Genomic DNA, 14,484 nt, shown 5'->3' on the forward strand with positions numbered 1-14,484 from the left:
GCCTATGAAGTTTCCAGGAAGATTTACCAGCGGCTTGATTCTGCTGTTCACAAGCTGCGGCGCTTTGGCGCAAAGCGAATTGGACGTGCGCATCAAGCCCTCAAACGACGCGTTGAAAGCCAACATCGAAGGCTATATCGGCGGGGTAGGCGATCGTGATGAAGAAGCCTTGCTGCGGTTCAGCCGTGGCGCCGAGGAGCAGGCGCGCAAAGCCGCCCAGGCCTTGGGCTACTATCAGCCACTGATCAAAAGTGATGTGAAGGGCGGCAAGAACCCGCGCCTGATCCTCACCATCAACCCCGGCGAGCCGGTGCATTTGCGCGACGTGACCATTCGGGTCGATGGCCAGGCCGCAGACCTTAAATCCTTTCGTGTGCCTGGCGGTGACGACCTCAAGTCCGGCGCCGTGCTCAACCATGGCCATTACGAAGACGCCAAGCGGCTGATCCAGAACCAGGCCTCGCGTTACGGTTTTTTCAGCGGGCGCTTTATCCGTCAAAAACTCTCGGTCGACCCGCAGGCGGGTGTGGCCGATATCGAACTTATCTACGACAGCGGTCCGCGTTACACCATGGGCAAGGTCAGCTTCACCGGCGATACGCCGTTTGATGAAGACCTGCTGCAACGCATGGTGCCGTTCAAAAGCGGCACGCCGTACGACTCCGAACTGATCGCCGAACTTAACCAGAACCTGCAAGGCAGTGGCTTCTTCGAAGGCGTGCGTGTGGACGCCGCGCCCGCCGCGTCGGCCAACGACGTGATTCCGGTGGCGGTGCAACTGCAGACGCGCAAGCCACGCACCATGGGCCTGGGCCTGGGTTATTCCACCGACGTCGGCCCGCGCGGCAAAGCCAACTGGACGCGGCACTGGGTCAACCCCCTGGGCCACAGCTATGGCTGGGAAGCCGAACTGTCGGCGCCCCGGCAGAACGTCGGCCTGTGGTACGACATTCCGCTCGACCCGCCATTGACCGACAAACTGCGCTTCGCCGGCGGCTACCAGAACGAAGAACTGGCCAACAGCGACACACTGAGTAAGTTGCTCACCCTGGGCCCTGAGTGGCACAGCAAATTGCCCAGCGGCTGGACCCGCATCATCTCGCTCAAATACCAACGTGAAGAATACCGCGAGGGCAATGACTCAGGCCTGAGCAACCTGGTCATGCCGGGTATCAACTATTCCTACCTGCGCAGTGACAACCGTATCGACCCGCACAACGGCTACCGCCTGGCGTTCGATGCCAAGGTCGCCAAGGAAGGCCTGGGTTCCGACACCAACCTGCTTTATGGCACTGCCACCCTCAAGGGGTTGACGACGTTGTGGGACAACCACCGTTTCCTCGGCCGCGCCCAGTTCGGCGGCAGCGCCACCAATGGTTACAAGTCGATACCGCCGTCACTGCGCTTCTTTGCCGGTGGCGACCAAAGCGTGCGTGGTTACGAGTACCAGACCCTGTCGCCCGAAAATGATCGCGGCGACCGTATCGGCGGCCGCTACATGGTGGCGCTGAGCGCCGAGTACCAATATTCCATCACCGATAAATGGCGGATCGCGACCTTTATCGACCAGGGCAACTCCTTCAACAACCTCGACCTGCCGAGCCTGAAAACCGGCGTGGGCGTGGGTGTGCGTTGGGTATCGCCGGTCGGTCCGATTCGCCTCGATTTGGCCCATGCCCTGGAAGACCCGGGCGGCATTCGATTGCACTTTTCCATGGGGCCTGAGCTGTGATGCGTGGTTTGAAAATAGCAGGGCTGGCCGTGGTGGCAGCCCTGGCCTTGATAGTGCTGGCGCTGTGGACGGTGCTCGGCACTCAGGCGGGCAGCCGCTGGGCGTTAGGTCAGGTGCCGGGTTTGACCGTAGAGAATTTCCAGGGCCACCTGGGTGGCCAATGGCGTGCTGACCATTTGCTCTGGCAGCAAGATGCCAGCCGGGTCGAACTCGGCACGCCGACGTTTGATTGGTCGCCCGCGTGCCTGCTGCGCATGACGCTGTGCATCAATCAGCTGGACGTGGAACAGGTCAGCCTGCAATTTCCACCGGGCGCCGATGAAAGCAGCGGGCCGATTCAGTTGCCCGACTTGAAACTGCCGGTGGCCATCCAGTTGGGCGACGTTCGCGTCGGCCGCCTGCTGTTTAATGGCAGCGAAGAGCTCAAGGGCCTTCAACTGGCGGCGCACTGGACGGCTGCCGGCCTGCAGATTGACGCGGTGCACCTGCAACGTGACGGCCTGGTGCTCGACCTCAACGGCCTGTTGCAACCTCACGGCGACTGGCCGCTCAACGCCACCGGCGACCTGAGCCTGCCCTACGCGCCCGGCGGAGCGCCGTGGAAGCTGGCGCTCAAGGTTGACGGTGATCTGCTCAAGACCCTCAAACTGGATGCCGACAGCAGCGGCTACCTGCCTGCCAAGCTCAGCGGCGAGTTGCAACCGCTGGTGGAAAACCTGCCCGCGCAGTTGCACATCACCGCTGACAGCTTCAAACCCAGCGCCGATCTGCCCGACACCTTGCAACTCAACGGCCTGGACCTTACCGCCAAAGGCGACCTGAAAAATGGTTACCAATTGCTGGGCAAAGCGGTACTGCCTGCGGAAAAAGGCCCGGTGGACTTGTTGCTGCAAGGCAGGGTCGACGCCAAAGGCGCGCAAATCGCCGGCCTGGACCTGAATGCCGGTGACCAGCAAAGCCTCAAGCTCAGTGCCAACCTGGATTGGCAGCAAGGCTTCAGCGCCGATGCGAAAATCGCCTGGCTGGATTTCCCCTGGCACCGCCTCTACCCATTGATCGACGAACCGCAAGTCACCTTGCGCACCTTCAATGGCGAGATTTCCTACAAAGATGGCAATTACCTCGGCAACCTGAATGCCGACCTCGATGGCCCGGCCGGCAAGTTCAATGTGGTCACGCCGTTCAGTGGCGACCTCAAGCAAGTCTTCCTGCCCGAGCTGAAATTGACCGCCGGCCAAGGCAAGGCCGAGGGCCATTTGAATGTGCAGTTCGCCGACGGCATTGCCTGGGACACGGCGCTGGATCTATCGGCGCTGAACCCGGCGTACTGGGTGGCGGAGTTGCCGGGTACATTGGCCGGGCCGTTGCGCAGCAAAGGCGGGTTCAAGAACGAGCAGCTCAAGCTGAACGCCGACCTCGACCTCAAGGGCCGCTTGCGCGGCCAAACCGCAGTGCTTGCGGCCAAGGCCGAAGGCGCGGGTGAGCAATGGACCCTCGCCAACCTGGATATCCGCCTGGGCGATAACCGCATCAATGGCAGTGGCAGCCTGCAACAGCGGCTGGCCGGGCAAATCGATATCAAACTCGCGCGTCTGGCCCAGCTGTGGCCGCAGTTGCGTGGGCAAATCAATGGGCGTGTCGATGTGGCCGGCAGCCTGAAAGCGCCCCAGGGCAAGCTCGATCTCAAAGGTCAACAACTGGCCTTCGCCGATAATCAGCTGCAAAACCTGACCCTCGACGCGACGCTCGACAACGCCCAGCGCGCCAAGATCGACTTCAAGGGCAGTGGCATTCAGGCCGGTGAGACCCAGGTTGGCACGCTGACCGCCAGCGCCCAGGGCGATATCAAGAGCCAAAAGGTCCAGCTCGACCTTACCGGGCCTCTGGTCAAGCTCGCCCTGGCGCTGGACGGCAACCTCGACAAGGGCAACTGGCGCGGCCGCCTGGCCAGCGGTGACGTGCAGGCCGGCGGCCAGGACTGGAAGCTGCAAGCCCCGGCGAAGATCGAACGGCTGACTGACGGCAAGCTGACTTTTGCTGCGCATTGCTGGGTCTCCGGCCCGGCCAGCCTGTGTGGTGAAGACCAACGCCTGATGCCCGAGCCCAAGCTGCGTTACCACCTCAAGCAATTCCCCATCGACAGCCTGGCAGCGTTTTTGCCCAAGGATTTCGCCTGGCAAGGCAAGCTCAACGCCGACGTGCAGCTCGACCTGCCGAACAGTGGCCCCAAAGGCGTGATTGCGGTAGACGCCAGCGGTGGCACCTTGCGCGTGAAAGACAAAACCCAGTGGGTGGACTTCCCCTACGACACCCTGAAACTGGACACTACGCTCAACCCCAGGCGCATCGACACCCAGCTCAACTTCCGTGGCGGCAAGCTCGGCGAGTTGCTGGTGCAGGCACAGATCAACCCGCTGCCGAAAAACAAGCCGATCACCGGTAATTTCACCCTCAACGGTCTCGATCTCGCCGTCGCGCGGCCATTCGTGCCGATGGTGGAAAAACTCACCGGCAAACTTAACGGCAGCGGTCGCATATCCGGCGGGTTGCTGGCGCCGCAGGTCAACGGCAACGTGAACCTGGTGGACGGCGAAGTCTCCGGGCCGGAACTGCCGGTCAGCCTTGAAGGCTTGAATGTGCAGGCGTTGATCGCCGGCGAAAGCGTGCAGCTCAATGGCGCGTGGCGCAGCGGCAAGGCGGGGCAGGGCAGCCTCAAGGGGCAAATCGACTGGGGCCAGGCGCTGGTGGTGGATTTGAGCCTGCAAGGCTCGCAATTGCCGGTCACGGTGGAGCCTTACGCCGTGCTGGAAGTGGCGCCGGACCTGAAGATCAGCCTTAAAAACGACAAGCTCGCGATTGCCGGCAAAGTGCAAATCCCGCGTGGCGAGATCACCGTGCGCGAACTGCCGCCGTCAACGGTCAAGGTGTCGGATGACACCGTGATCGTCGGCAGCCAGACCGAAGAGGGCAAACCGCCGATGGCCATGGCCATGGACATCGACGTGGTGGTGGGCGAAGACAAACTCAGCTTCTCGGGCTTTGGCCTGACGGCCAAGGTGCAGGGCCACGTGCATATCGGCGACAACATGGACACCCGTGGCGAACTGTGGCTCAACGACGGTCGTTACCGCGCCTACGGCCAGCGGCTCGACGTGCGCCGTGCGCGCCTGCTGTTCGCCGGGCCGCTCGACCAGCCGTACCTGGACATCGAAGCCATCCGCAAGACCGACGACGTGACGGCCGGCATCCGCCTGAGCGGCAGCGCCGAGCAGCCGACCACGCAGATCTTCTCGGAGCCGGCGATGAGCCAGGAGCAGGCGCTGTCTTACCTGGTGCTGGGGCGTCCGCTGAGTACCACCGGCGAAGACAACAACATGCTCGCTCAGGCGGCGCTGGGGCTTGGCCTGATGGGCAGCGCCGGGGTGACGTCGGACATTGCCAACAAGCTGGGCATCCAGGACTTCGACCTCGACACCCAGGGCAGCGGCAACAACACCGCCGTGGTGGCCAGTGGCAAGATCACCGAGAAACTCAGCCTGCGTTACGGGGTGGGGGTGTTCGAACCGGCCAACACCATCGCGTTGCGCTACCTGTTGAGCAAGAAGGTGTATCTGGAAGTGGCGAGCGGCGTGGCCAGTTCGCTGGATATTTTCTACAAGCGGGATTTTTAAAGCCGGTACACGCTTGATTGTTCCCACGCTCTGCGTGGGAATACAGCCCGTGGCGCTCCGCGTCGCATGCACAAGGCTTGAAACCTGCGGGGCTGGCGGGACGCGGAGCGTCCCGGGCGGCATTCCCACGCAGAGCGTGGGAACGATCAACCGCTATCGCAGGCAAGTCGAATCGTCGCACCGCAGCTCCCACAGTTGTTATGTACCCAGCCACTGGTCGCGGAAATTGATTGTTCCCACGCTCTGCGTGGGAACACAGCCCGTGACGCTCCGCGTCGCATGCACAAGGCTTGAAACCTGCGGAGCTGGCGGGACGCAGAGCGTCCCAGGCGGCATTCCCATGCAGAGCGTGGGAACGATCAAACAAGCGGGATTTTTAAAGCCGGTACACGGTTGATTGTTCCCACGCTCTGCGTGGGAATACAGCCCGTGACGCTCCGCGTCGCATACACAAGGCTTGAAACCTGCGGGGCTGGCGGGACGCGGAGCGTCCCAGGCGGCATTCCCACGCAGAGCGTGGGAACGATCAAACAAGCGGGATTTTTAAAGCCGGTACACGGTTGATTGTTCCCACGCTCTGCGTGGGAATACAGCCCGTGACGCTCCGCGTCGCATACACAAGGCTTGAAACCTGCGGGGCTGGCGGGACGCGGAGCGTCCCAGGCGGCGTTCCCACGCAGAGCGTGGGAACGATCAATATTTTCTACAAGCGGGATTTTTAAAGCCGGTACACGCTTGATTGTTCCCACGCTCTGCGTGGGAATACAGCCCGTGGCGCTCCGCGTCGCATGCACAAGGCTTGAAACCTGCGGGGCTGGCGGGACGCGGAGCGTCCCGGGCGGCATTACCACGCAGAGCGTGGGAACGATCAAAAGACCGTAATCGCAGGCAAACCTGCTCCCACAGTTGTTAGGTGCCCGGCCACTCGTCGCGGAAATAGCAAGCAAGCTAATAATTCCATTTGACATTCGCTGCCTAAGCAGTAACATCCTGTCATACATTCACTGCTTAGGCAGTAATAAGGTGACTTCCGATGACCCACTTCACCCCCGACAGCTTTCGCAACTGCCACCTCGGCCTGCTGCTCGGCCGCGCTGCGCTGCTCAAGGACCGCATCATCGACACCCACATGGAGCCGCACGGCGTCACCGCCGCGCAGTTCAAGGTGTTGATCATCATTGCCCAGTTCGATGTCGATACGCCTGCCGAGCTGTGCCGCAACCTGTCCCTGGACAGCGGTTCCATGACCCGCATGCTCGATCGTCTGGAGCAAAAGGGGTTGCTGGCGCGTCAGCGTTCCGAGCAAGACCGGCGCCAGGTGCGGCTGGTGTTGACCGAAGACGGCCAGCGCCTGGCGGACATGCTGCCGCACATTGGCGCGCAGTCGTTGAACGAGCTGACGGGGGCGCTCGCGCCCGGCGAGTTGCAAGACCTGGAGCGCATCCTCACGAAAATTCTGGTAGCTGCCGGTGACGCCATCGTCATCCAGCGGGTAGTAGGTAACAAATGAACACTCGCGCATTGAGCCTGGTGCTGGTAGCGATGACGCTGGCCGGTTGCGCCAACTACAGTGGCCTGGACACCCAAGGCAAACGCCTCGACGCCAATACCTTGCAAACCGGCAAGTCCTTGAGCGGTGTGACCCTCTCGAACGCCGCCTGGCCAACTGCCGATTGGTGGAAAAGCCTGGGCGACCCGCAGCTGGACGGCCTGATCGCCGAAGCCCTGCAAAACAGCCCGGACATGCAAGTCGCCAGCGCTCGCGCCCATCAGGCCGAAGCCGCTGCCTATGCCGCCAACGCCGCTCGCCTGCCGACCCTGGATGCCAGCGCCGGTGTAACCCGCTCGCGCCTGGCCAAGGATCAGGACCCGCGTGGCGAAGGCGATGCCTACGCCACCGTGCGTAACATCGGCGCCAGTTTCAATTACAACTTCGACCTCTGGGGTGGCCAGCGCGCCGCCTGGGAAGCCGCGTTGGGCGAAGCCCGCGCCGCCGAAATCGACCGGCAGGCTGCGCGCCTGACCCTGGCCGCCAACGTCGCCAAGGCCTACAGCGACCTGGGCCAGGCCCATATCGTGCGCGACCTGGCCAATGACGACCTCAAACGCACCCGCCAGATGCTCGACCTGAGCAAGCGTCGCCTGAACTCGGGCATCGACAGCGAATACCAGTACCAGCAAACCGAAAGCCTGGAAGCCAGCTCGCAGTCGCAGTTGATCGATGCGGAGAAACAACTGCAGAGTGCGAAAATCGCCCTGGCCGTATTGCTCGGCAAAGGCCCGGACCGTGGCAGTGAACTGGTGCGCCCGAACGTGTTGAAACCCGGAGCGGTTGCGGTGCCGTCGGTGCTGCCCGCCGAACTGCTGGGCCGTCGCCCGGACCTGATCGCCGCCCGATGGCGTGTGGAGGCCGCGAGTAAAAATGTGGCCGCGAGCAAAACCCGCTTCTACCCCAACCTCAACCTGAGCGCGAGCGCCGGGGCCGAGTCGTTGCTGGGTGACGCGATGTTCGGGTCGGCCAGCCGTTTCTTCAGTATTGCGCCGACCCTCTCATTGCCGATCTTCGACGGTGGCCGCCTGCGTGCCGACCTCGATGCCCGCGACGCCGATTACGACCTGGCCGTGGCCCAGTACAACAAAACCCTGGTGCAAGCCCTGGGTGATATCGGTAACAGCCTGGTGCAGTTGCGCGAAACCGGGCGCCAGATTCAGGCGCAGCAACACGCCGCAGACATTGCGCAGCAGTCCTACGACACCGGTGTGCAGCGTTACAGCTCAGGTATCGGCAACTACCTGGATGTGCTCAGCATCGAGCAGCAACTGCTGCAGGCCCAGCGTCAGCTGGCGACGCTGAATGCCGCGCAGATCGATCTGTCGATTCAATTGATGCAAGCCCTGGGTGGCGGCTTTAACGCCGATAACGTGGCAGCGACCACGACCAGCCCCGCCACCCGTACGGAATAATTTGAGGTATTTGTCATGGCCACTGCCCAAAGCAACACAACAGAACAACCAGAGGACAAGAACCCGCGCAAACGCAAGGTGATGCTGATCGGCCTGGCGCTGATCGTCATTCTCGGCGCCGTGGGCGTGTGGGGCTGGTACGAGTTTTACGGGCGCTTCAGTGAAAGCACCGACGACGCCTACGTGAACGGCAACGTGGTGGAGATCACGCCGCTGGTCACCGGTACGGTGGTGAGCATTGGTGCCGACGACGGCGACCTGGTCCATGAAGGCCAGGTGCTGGTCAATTTCGACCCGAACGATGCGGCCGTCGGCCTGCAAAGTGCCCAGGCCAACCTGGCGCGCACCGTGCGCCAGGTGCGCGGTTTGTACAGCAATGTCGATGGCATGAAAGCCCAGGTCAACGCCCAGAAAGCCGATGTGCAAACGGCCCAGGACAATTTCAACCGTCGTAAAACCCTGGCCCAGGGCGGGGCGATTTCCCAGGAAGAACTGTCCCACGCCCGTGACAGCCTGACGGCGGCGAAAAACGCGCTGACCAACCTTGAGCAACAACTGAAAACCACCAATGCGCTGGTGGACGACACGGTGATTTCCTCCCACCCGGACGTGCAGGCTGCCGCCGCGCAACTGCGTCAGGCCTACCTGGCCAACGCCCGCAGTACCCTGATTGCGCCGGTCACCGGCTATGTGGCCAAACGCACCGTGCAACTGGGCCAGCGTGTTCAGCCGGGCACTGCGCTGATGGCGGTCATCCCGCTGAACCAGCTGTGGATTGACGCCAACTTCAAGGAAACCCAGCTGCGTGACATGCGCATCGGCCAGCCGGTGGACATCGAAGCCGATATCTACGGCAGCGACGTGAAGTTCAGCGGCACCGTCGACAGTCTTGGTGCGGGCACCGGCAGTGCGTTTGCCCTGTTGCCTGCACAGAACGCCACGGGTAACTGGATCAAGATCGTGCAACGGGTGCCGGTGCGCATTCATGTCAACGCCGAGGAGCTGGCCAAGAACCCGCTGCGCGTGGGCTTGAGCACGGTGGTCAAGGTGGACCTGCACGACCAGAGCGGCCCGGTGCTGGCGCAACAGGCGCCGCAGCAGGCGTCGTTCACCACCAACGTGTATGAGCGCCAACTGGCCGAAGCCGATGCCATGATCAACCAACTGATCCATGACAACAGCGTCGCCGCTCCCAAGGCTGTGCAACGCTGATGAGCGCCAACGCCCCCGCGTCGTTCACGCCGCCCAGCCTGCTGATGGCAACCATCGGCCTGTCGCTGGCGACGTTCATGCAGGTGCTCGACACCACCATCGCCAACGTGGCGTTGCCGACCATTTCCGGCAACCTGGGCGTGAGTTCGGAGCAGGGCACCTGGGTCATTACTTCCTTTGCGGTGAGTAACGCGATTGCCTTGCCGCTGACCGGCTGGCTGAGCCGGCGGTTTGGCGAAGTGAAACTGTTTTTGTGGGCGACCATGCTGTTCGTGCTCGCCTCATTCATGTGCGGCGTGTCGACCTCGATGCCCGAGCTGATCGGCTTTCGGGTGTTGCAAGGCCTGGTGGCCGGGCCGCTGTACCCGATGACCCAAACATTGCTGATTGCCGTCTACCCGCCCGCGAGGCGCGGCATGGCCCTGGCGCTGCTGGCGATGGTCACGGTGGTGGCGCCGATTGCCGGGCCCATCCTCGGCGGGTGGATCACCGACAGCTACAGTTGGCCATGGATCTTCTTTATCAACGTGCCCATCGGCGTCTTTGCGGTGATGGTGGTGCGTTCGCAGCTCAAGAAACGCCCGGTGGTCACCAGCCCGCAGCCGATGGACTATGTGGGCCTGCTGAGCCTGATTGTCGGCGTGGGCGCCTTGCAGATCATTCTCGATAAGGGCAATGACCTCGATTGGTTCGAATCCAATTTCATTATCATCGGCGCGGTGATTTCGGTGATTGCGCTCGCGGTATTCATCATCTGGGAGATGACGGACAAGCACCCGGTGGTCAACCTGCGCCTGTTTGCGTACCGCAACTTCCGCATTGGCACTATCGTGTTGATCCTGGGTTACGCGGGTTTCTTTGGTATCAACCTGATCCTGCCGCAGTGGCTGCAGACCCAGATGGGCTACACCGCTACGTGGGCGGGCCTGGCCGTGGCGCCGATTGGCATTCTGCCGGTACTGATGTCGCCGTTTGTGGGCAAGTACGCGCACAAGTTCGACCTGCGCTTGCTGGCGGGTCTGGCGTTCCTGGCGATTGGCTTGAGTTGCTTTATGCGTGCGGGCTTCACCAATCAGGTGGATTTCCAGCACATCGCCCTGGTGCAACTGTTCATGGGGATCGGCGTGGCGCTGTTCTTCATGCCGACCCTGAGCATCCTGATGTCCGACCTGCCGCCGCACCAGATCGCCGACGGCGCGGGGCTGGCGACGTTCCTGCGCACCCTGGGCGGCAGCTTCGCGGCCTCGTTGACCACCTGGATCTGGATTCGCCGGGCGGACCAGCATCACGCGTACATGAGCGAGAACATGACCACCTATGACTCCGCGACGCGCGATGCCTTGCAGGCGCTGGGTGGCGCAGGGCAAAAGGCGTATGCGCAGCTGGATCAAATCCTCACCAGCCAGGCGTACATGATGTCCACCGTGGATTACTTCACGTTGCTGGGGTGGATGTTCATGGGCTTGATGTTGCTGGTGTGGCTGGCCAAGCCGCCGTTTGGCGCCAAGGCCGGGCCGGAGGCTTCTGGTCACTGATCCAGGAAGTGTGGCATGCAATCCAATGTGGGAGCTGGCTTGTGTGGGAGCTGGCTTGCCTGCGATAGCATCACCTCGGTGCATCAGATGTACCGAGGTGTCTGCATCGCAGGCAAGCCAGCTCCCACATTTTGTTCAGTGTAGAGGCAAGGTTCAGGCCCCAGGCAACGCCAACTGCGGGTTCACAAAATCAAACGCCGCCAGTTGAAACCCTTGCTCATCCACCTGCAGTGCCCACCCTTGCTTGTCCCAATCCCCCAGCACAATGCGCCTGGCGGCCTGGTCGCCAATCTGCAACTTGTGGATGGCGGGGCGGTGGGTGTGGCCGTGGACCAGGGTGCGCACGCCGAACTGCTGCATCACCCGTGGCACTTCCTCGGGGGTCACATCGACGATGTCGTTGGCCTTCATACGCGTCTGCGCGCGGCTCTCGCTGCGCAGCTTGCGCGCCAGCTTGTGACGGGTACGCAGGGGCAGGTGGCGCAGGATGAACAGCACAATCGGATTGCGCAGGATGCGCCGCAGCTTCATATAGCCGACGTCGCGGGTGCAGAGGCTGTCGCCGTGCATCAACAGCACGGGTTCGCCATTGAGCTGCACGACACTCGGGTCCTTGAGCAACGTGGCGCCCGCTGCTTTGCAGAAGGCCTTGCCGATCAGGAAGTCACGGTTGCCGTGCATGATGAAAATCGGGGTGCCGCTGTCGCTCAGTTCGCGCAAAGCGCTGCAAATCGAACGCTGGAAGGGGGTCATGCCATCGTCGCCCACCCAGGCTTCAAAGAAGTCCCCCAGAATGTACAACGCCTGGGCGCCACGGGCGCGGCCGTGGAGCAGATCCAGAAACGCCCGGGTAATGTCCGGGCGTTCCTCTTCCAGATGCAAATCTGAAATAAGCAGTATCACGCTTAGATGATCTCGGCTTTCTCGACGATAACGTCTTCTACCGGTACGTCCTGGTGACCGGCTTTACCGGTGGTCTGCACGCCTTTGATCTTGTCGACGACGTCCTGGCCTTCAGTCACTTTACCGAACACCGCGTAGCCCCAACCCTGCACGTTCTTGCCGCTGTGGTTCAGGAAGGCGTTGTCGGCCACGTTGATGAAGAACTGCGCGGAGGCCGAATGCGGCTCCATGGTACGGGCCATGGCGACGGTGTACTTGTCGTTGGAGAGGCCGTTATCCGCTTCGTTCTGGATGCTTGGGCGCTTGTCTTTCTTTTCTTTCATGCCAGGCTCGAAACCGCCGCCCTGAATCATGAAGTTACCGATGACGCGGTGGAAAACGGTGTTTTCGTAGTGGCCGGCTTTCACGTACTCGATGAAGTTGGCGACGGTGATCGGCGCTTTCTCGGCGTTCAGTTCGATGACGATGTCACCGTGGTTGGTGGTCAGTTTGACTTGAGTCATGGTCGTTTCTCTTTCAAGGAATTCGTGGGTGTGGACGCCGGGGCGTCTTACCGGTTTGGCGAAACTTCTTTGGTAAAACTTCGGCCAAGGCGCGCAGTTTAGCGTGACCTGCGGGAATTTCGAGGTGGTTTTTTACCGCCCATGCAATAAATGCAGCAGTTTTCGACCACGCTCTGTCAGGTACTTGACAGCATCAGCTATGATATCGCCTTTGTTTTATCTGGCCTGACCCGGCCACGTACCTGTCTGTTCAAGGATCCTATGAGCAAGCCCACTGTCGACCCTACCTCGAATTCCAAGGCCGGACCTGCCGTCCCGGTCAATTTCCTGCGCCCGATCATCCAGGCGGACCTGGATTCGGGCAAGCACACGCAGATCGTCACCCGCTTCCCGCCAGAGCCCAACGGCTACCTGCACATCGGTCACGCCAAGTCGATCTGTGTGAACTTCGGCCTGGCCCAGGAGTTCGGTGGCGTCACGCACCTGCGTTTCGACGACACCAACCCGGCCAAGGAAGACCAGGAATACATCGACGCCATCGAAAGCGATGTGAAGTGGCTGGGCTTCGAATGGTCCGGTGAAGTGCGCTATGCCTCGCAATATTTCGACCAATTGCACGACTGGGCTGTCGAGCTGATCAAGGCCGGCAAGGCCTACGTCGACGACCTGAGCCCGGAACAGGCCAAGGAATACCGTGGCACCCTGACCGAGCCGGGCAAGAACAGCCCGTTCCGCGACCGTTCGGTGGAAGAGAACCTGGACTGGTTTGCCCGCATGCGTGCCGGCGAGTTCCCGGACGGCGCCCGCGTGCTGCGCGCCAAGATCGACATGGCCTCGCCTAACATGAACCTGCGCGACCCGATCATGTACCGCATCCGCCATGCCCATCACCACCAGACCGGTGACAAGTGGTGCATCTACCCGAACTACGACTTCACCCACGGTCAGTCGGATGCTATCGAAGGCATCACCCACTCCATCTGCACCCTGGAGTTCGAGAGCCATCGCCCGCTGTACGAATGGTTCCTCGACAGCCTGCCGGTGCCGGCGCATCCGCGTCAGTACGAATTCAGCCGCCTGAACCTGAACTACACCATCACCAGCAAGCGCAAGCTCAAGCAACTGGTCGATGAAAAGCACGTCAATGGCTGGGACGACCCACGCATGTCCACGCTGTCGGGTTTCCGCCGTCGTGGCTACACCCCCGCGTCGATCCGCAACTTCTGCGACATGGTCGGCACCAACCGTTCTGACGGCGTGGTGGATTTCGGCATGCTCGAATTCAGCATCCGCCAGGACCTCGACGCCAACGCCCCGCGTGCCATGTGCGTGCTGCGTCCGTTGAAGGTCGTGATCACCAACTACCCGGAAGGCCAGGTCGACAACCTCGAACTGCCGCGCCATCCGCAGAAAGAAGAACTCGGCGTGCGCAAGCTGCCGTTTGCCCGTGAAATCTACATCGACCGCGATGACTTCATGGAAGAGCCGCCAAAAGGCTACAAGCGCCTGGAGCCGAATGGCGAAGTGCGCCTGCGTGGCAGCTATGTGATCCGCGCCGACGAAGCGATCAAGGACGCCGATGGCAACATCGTCGAACTGCGTTGCTCCTACGACCCGGACACCCTGGGCAAGAACCCTGAAGGCCGCAAGGTCAAGGGCGTGATCCACTGGGTGCCGGCGGCGGCCAGCATCGAGTGCGAAGTGCGCCTGTACGATCGCCTGTTCCGCTCGCCGAACCCTGAAAAGGCCGAAGACAGCGCCAGCTTCCTCGACAACATCAACCCTGACTCCCTGCAAGTACTCACTGGTTGTCGTGCCGAACCCTCGTTGGGCGAAGCACAGCCGGAAGACCGTTTCCAGTTCGAGCGCGAAGGTTACTTCTGCGCAGATATCAAGGACTCGAAACCAGGTCGCCCGGTATTCAACCGTACCGTGACCTTGCGTGATTCGTGGGGCCAGTGATT

Annotated in this window: 9 protein-coding genes; 7 read left to right on the forward strand and 2 right to left on the reverse strand. The window is 61.8% G+C overall.

What is annotated here, in order from left to right; genetic code table 11:
- Nucleotides 1-4 precede the first annotated feature (4 nt).
- The 6 genes from ATI14_RS18705 to ATI14_RS18730 all read left to right on the forward strand — a co-directional run bounded on the left by ATI14_RS18705 (nucleotide 5) and on the right by ATI14_RS18730 (nucleotide 11,114).
- On the forward strand, nucleotides 5-1,732 hold the full coding sequence (locus tag ATI14_RS18705; protein ID WP_080520402.1) for an autotransporter assembly complex protein TamA: 1,728 nt from the start codon (nucleotides 5-7) through the stop codon (nucleotides 1,730-1,732).
- A complete protein-coding gene (locus ATI14_RS18710; RefSeq protein ID WP_080520401.1) occupies nucleotides 1,732-5,403 on the forward strand; it encodes a translocation/assembly module TamB domain-containing protein in 3,672 nt (1,223 codons plus the stop codon). The genes ATI14_RS18705 and ATI14_RS18710 overlap by 1 nt, the downstream gene beginning before the upstream one ends.
- Nucleotides 5,404-6,436: 1,033 nt before the next feature.
- Nucleotides 6,437-6,913, forward strand: coding sequence for a MarR family winged helix-turn-helix transcriptional regulator (locus tag ATI14_RS18715; RefSeq protein ID WP_016969621.1), 477 nt, complete (start codon nucleotides 6,437-6,439; stop codon nucleotides 6,911-6,913).
- Nucleotides 6,910-8,367, forward strand: a complete 1,458-nt coding sequence (locus tag ATI14_RS18720) for an efflux transporter outer membrane subunit (protein WP_016969622.1) — start codon at nucleotides 6,910-6,912, stop codon at nucleotides 8,365-8,367. Before ATI14_RS18715 ends, ATI14_RS18720 begins: the two co-directional genes overlap by 4 nt.
- A gap of 15 nt (nucleotides 8,368-8,382) precedes the next feature.
- Complete coding sequence (locus tag ATI14_RS18725; protein WP_017254168.1) at nucleotides 8,383-9,579, forward strand: HlyD/EmrA/EmrK family protein; 1,197 nt, start codon at nucleotides 8,383-8,385, stop codon at nucleotides 9,577-9,579.
- Nucleotides 9,579-11,114, forward strand: coding sequence for a DHA2 family efflux MFS transporter permease subunit (locus ATI14_RS18730; RefSeq protein WP_016969624.1), 1,536 nt, complete (start codon nucleotides 9,579-9,581; stop codon nucleotides 11,112-11,114). Before ATI14_RS18725 ends, ATI14_RS18730 begins: the two co-directional genes overlap by 1 nt.
- Nucleotides 11,115-11,267: 153 nt before the next feature.
- Here the strand turns inward: ATI14_RS18730 and lpxH are convergent, their stop codons facing one another.
- Nucleotides 11,268-12,017, reverse strand: coding sequence for a UDP-2,3-diacylglucosamine diphosphatase (lpxH, locus tag ATI14_RS18735; protein WP_016969625.1), 750 nt, complete (start codon nucleotides 12,015-12,017; stop codon nucleotides 11,268-11,270).
- 2 nt (nucleotides 12,018-12,019) lie between these two features.
- Nucleotides 12,020-12,520 (reverse strand): peptidylprolyl isomerase, encoded by a 501-nt coding sequence (locus ATI14_RS18740; protein WP_016969626.1) that lies wholly within the window; start codon nucleotides 12,518-12,520, stop codon nucleotides 12,020-12,022.
- A gap of 261 nt (nucleotides 12,521-12,781) precedes the next feature.
- On the opposite strand from ATI14_RS18740, the gene ATI14_RS18745 reads away from it, so the two are divergent.
- The gene (locus ATI14_RS18745; RefSeq protein WP_016969627.1) at nucleotides 12,782-14,482 is read left to right on the forward strand and encodes a glutamine--tRNA ligase/YqeY domain fusion protein; all 1,701 of its coding nucleotides are present in this window, start codon (nucleotides 12,782-12,784) and stop codon (nucleotides 14,480-14,482) included.
- The last annotated feature ends 2 nt before the right edge of the window (nucleotides 14,483-14,484 follow it).

Origin of the sequence: Pseudomonas tolaasii NCPPB 2192 (genome assembly GCF_002813445.1) — a bacterium.
In the GTDB taxonomy this organism is placed as follows: Bacteria; Pseudomonadota; Gammaproteobacteria; order Pseudomonadales; family Pseudomonadaceae; genus Aquipseudomonas; species Aquipseudomonas tolaasii.

Excerpts from the sequence above, each read along its gene's own strand:
- ATI14_RS18745 (WP_016969627.1), top strand. The coding sequence starts at position 12,782 with ATGAGCAAGCCCACTGTCGACCCTACCTCGAATTCCAAGGCCGGACCT.
- ATI14_RS18740 (WP_016969626.1), bottom strand. The coding sequence starts at position 12,520 with ATGACTCAAGTCAAACTGACCACCAACCACGGTGACATCGTCATCGAA.
- ATI14_RS18725 (WP_017254168.1), top strand. The coding sequence starts at position 8,383 with ATGGCCACTGCCCAAAGCAACACAACAGAACAACCAGAGGACAAGAAC.
- ATI14_RS18715 (WP_016969621.1), top strand. The coding sequence starts at position 6,437 with ATGACCCACTTCACCCCCGACAGCTTTCGCAACTGCCACCTCGGCCTG.
- ATI14_RS18720 (WP_016969622.1), top strand. The coding sequence starts at position 6,910 with ATGAACACTCGCGCATTGAGCCTGGTGCTGGTAGCGATGACGCTGGCC.
- ATI14_RS18730 (WP_016969624.1), top strand. The coding sequence starts at position 9,579 with ATGAGCGCCAACGCCCCCGCGTCGTTCACGCCGCCCAGCCTGCTGATG.
- ATI14_RS18705 (WP_080520402.1), top strand. The coding sequence starts at position 5 with ATGAAGTTTCCAGGAAGATTTACCAGCGGCTTGATTCTGCTGTTCACA.
- ATI14_RS18710 (WP_080520401.1), top strand. The coding sequence starts at position 1,732 with ATGCGTGGTTTGAAAATAGCAGGGCTGGCCGTGGTGGCAGCCCTGGCC.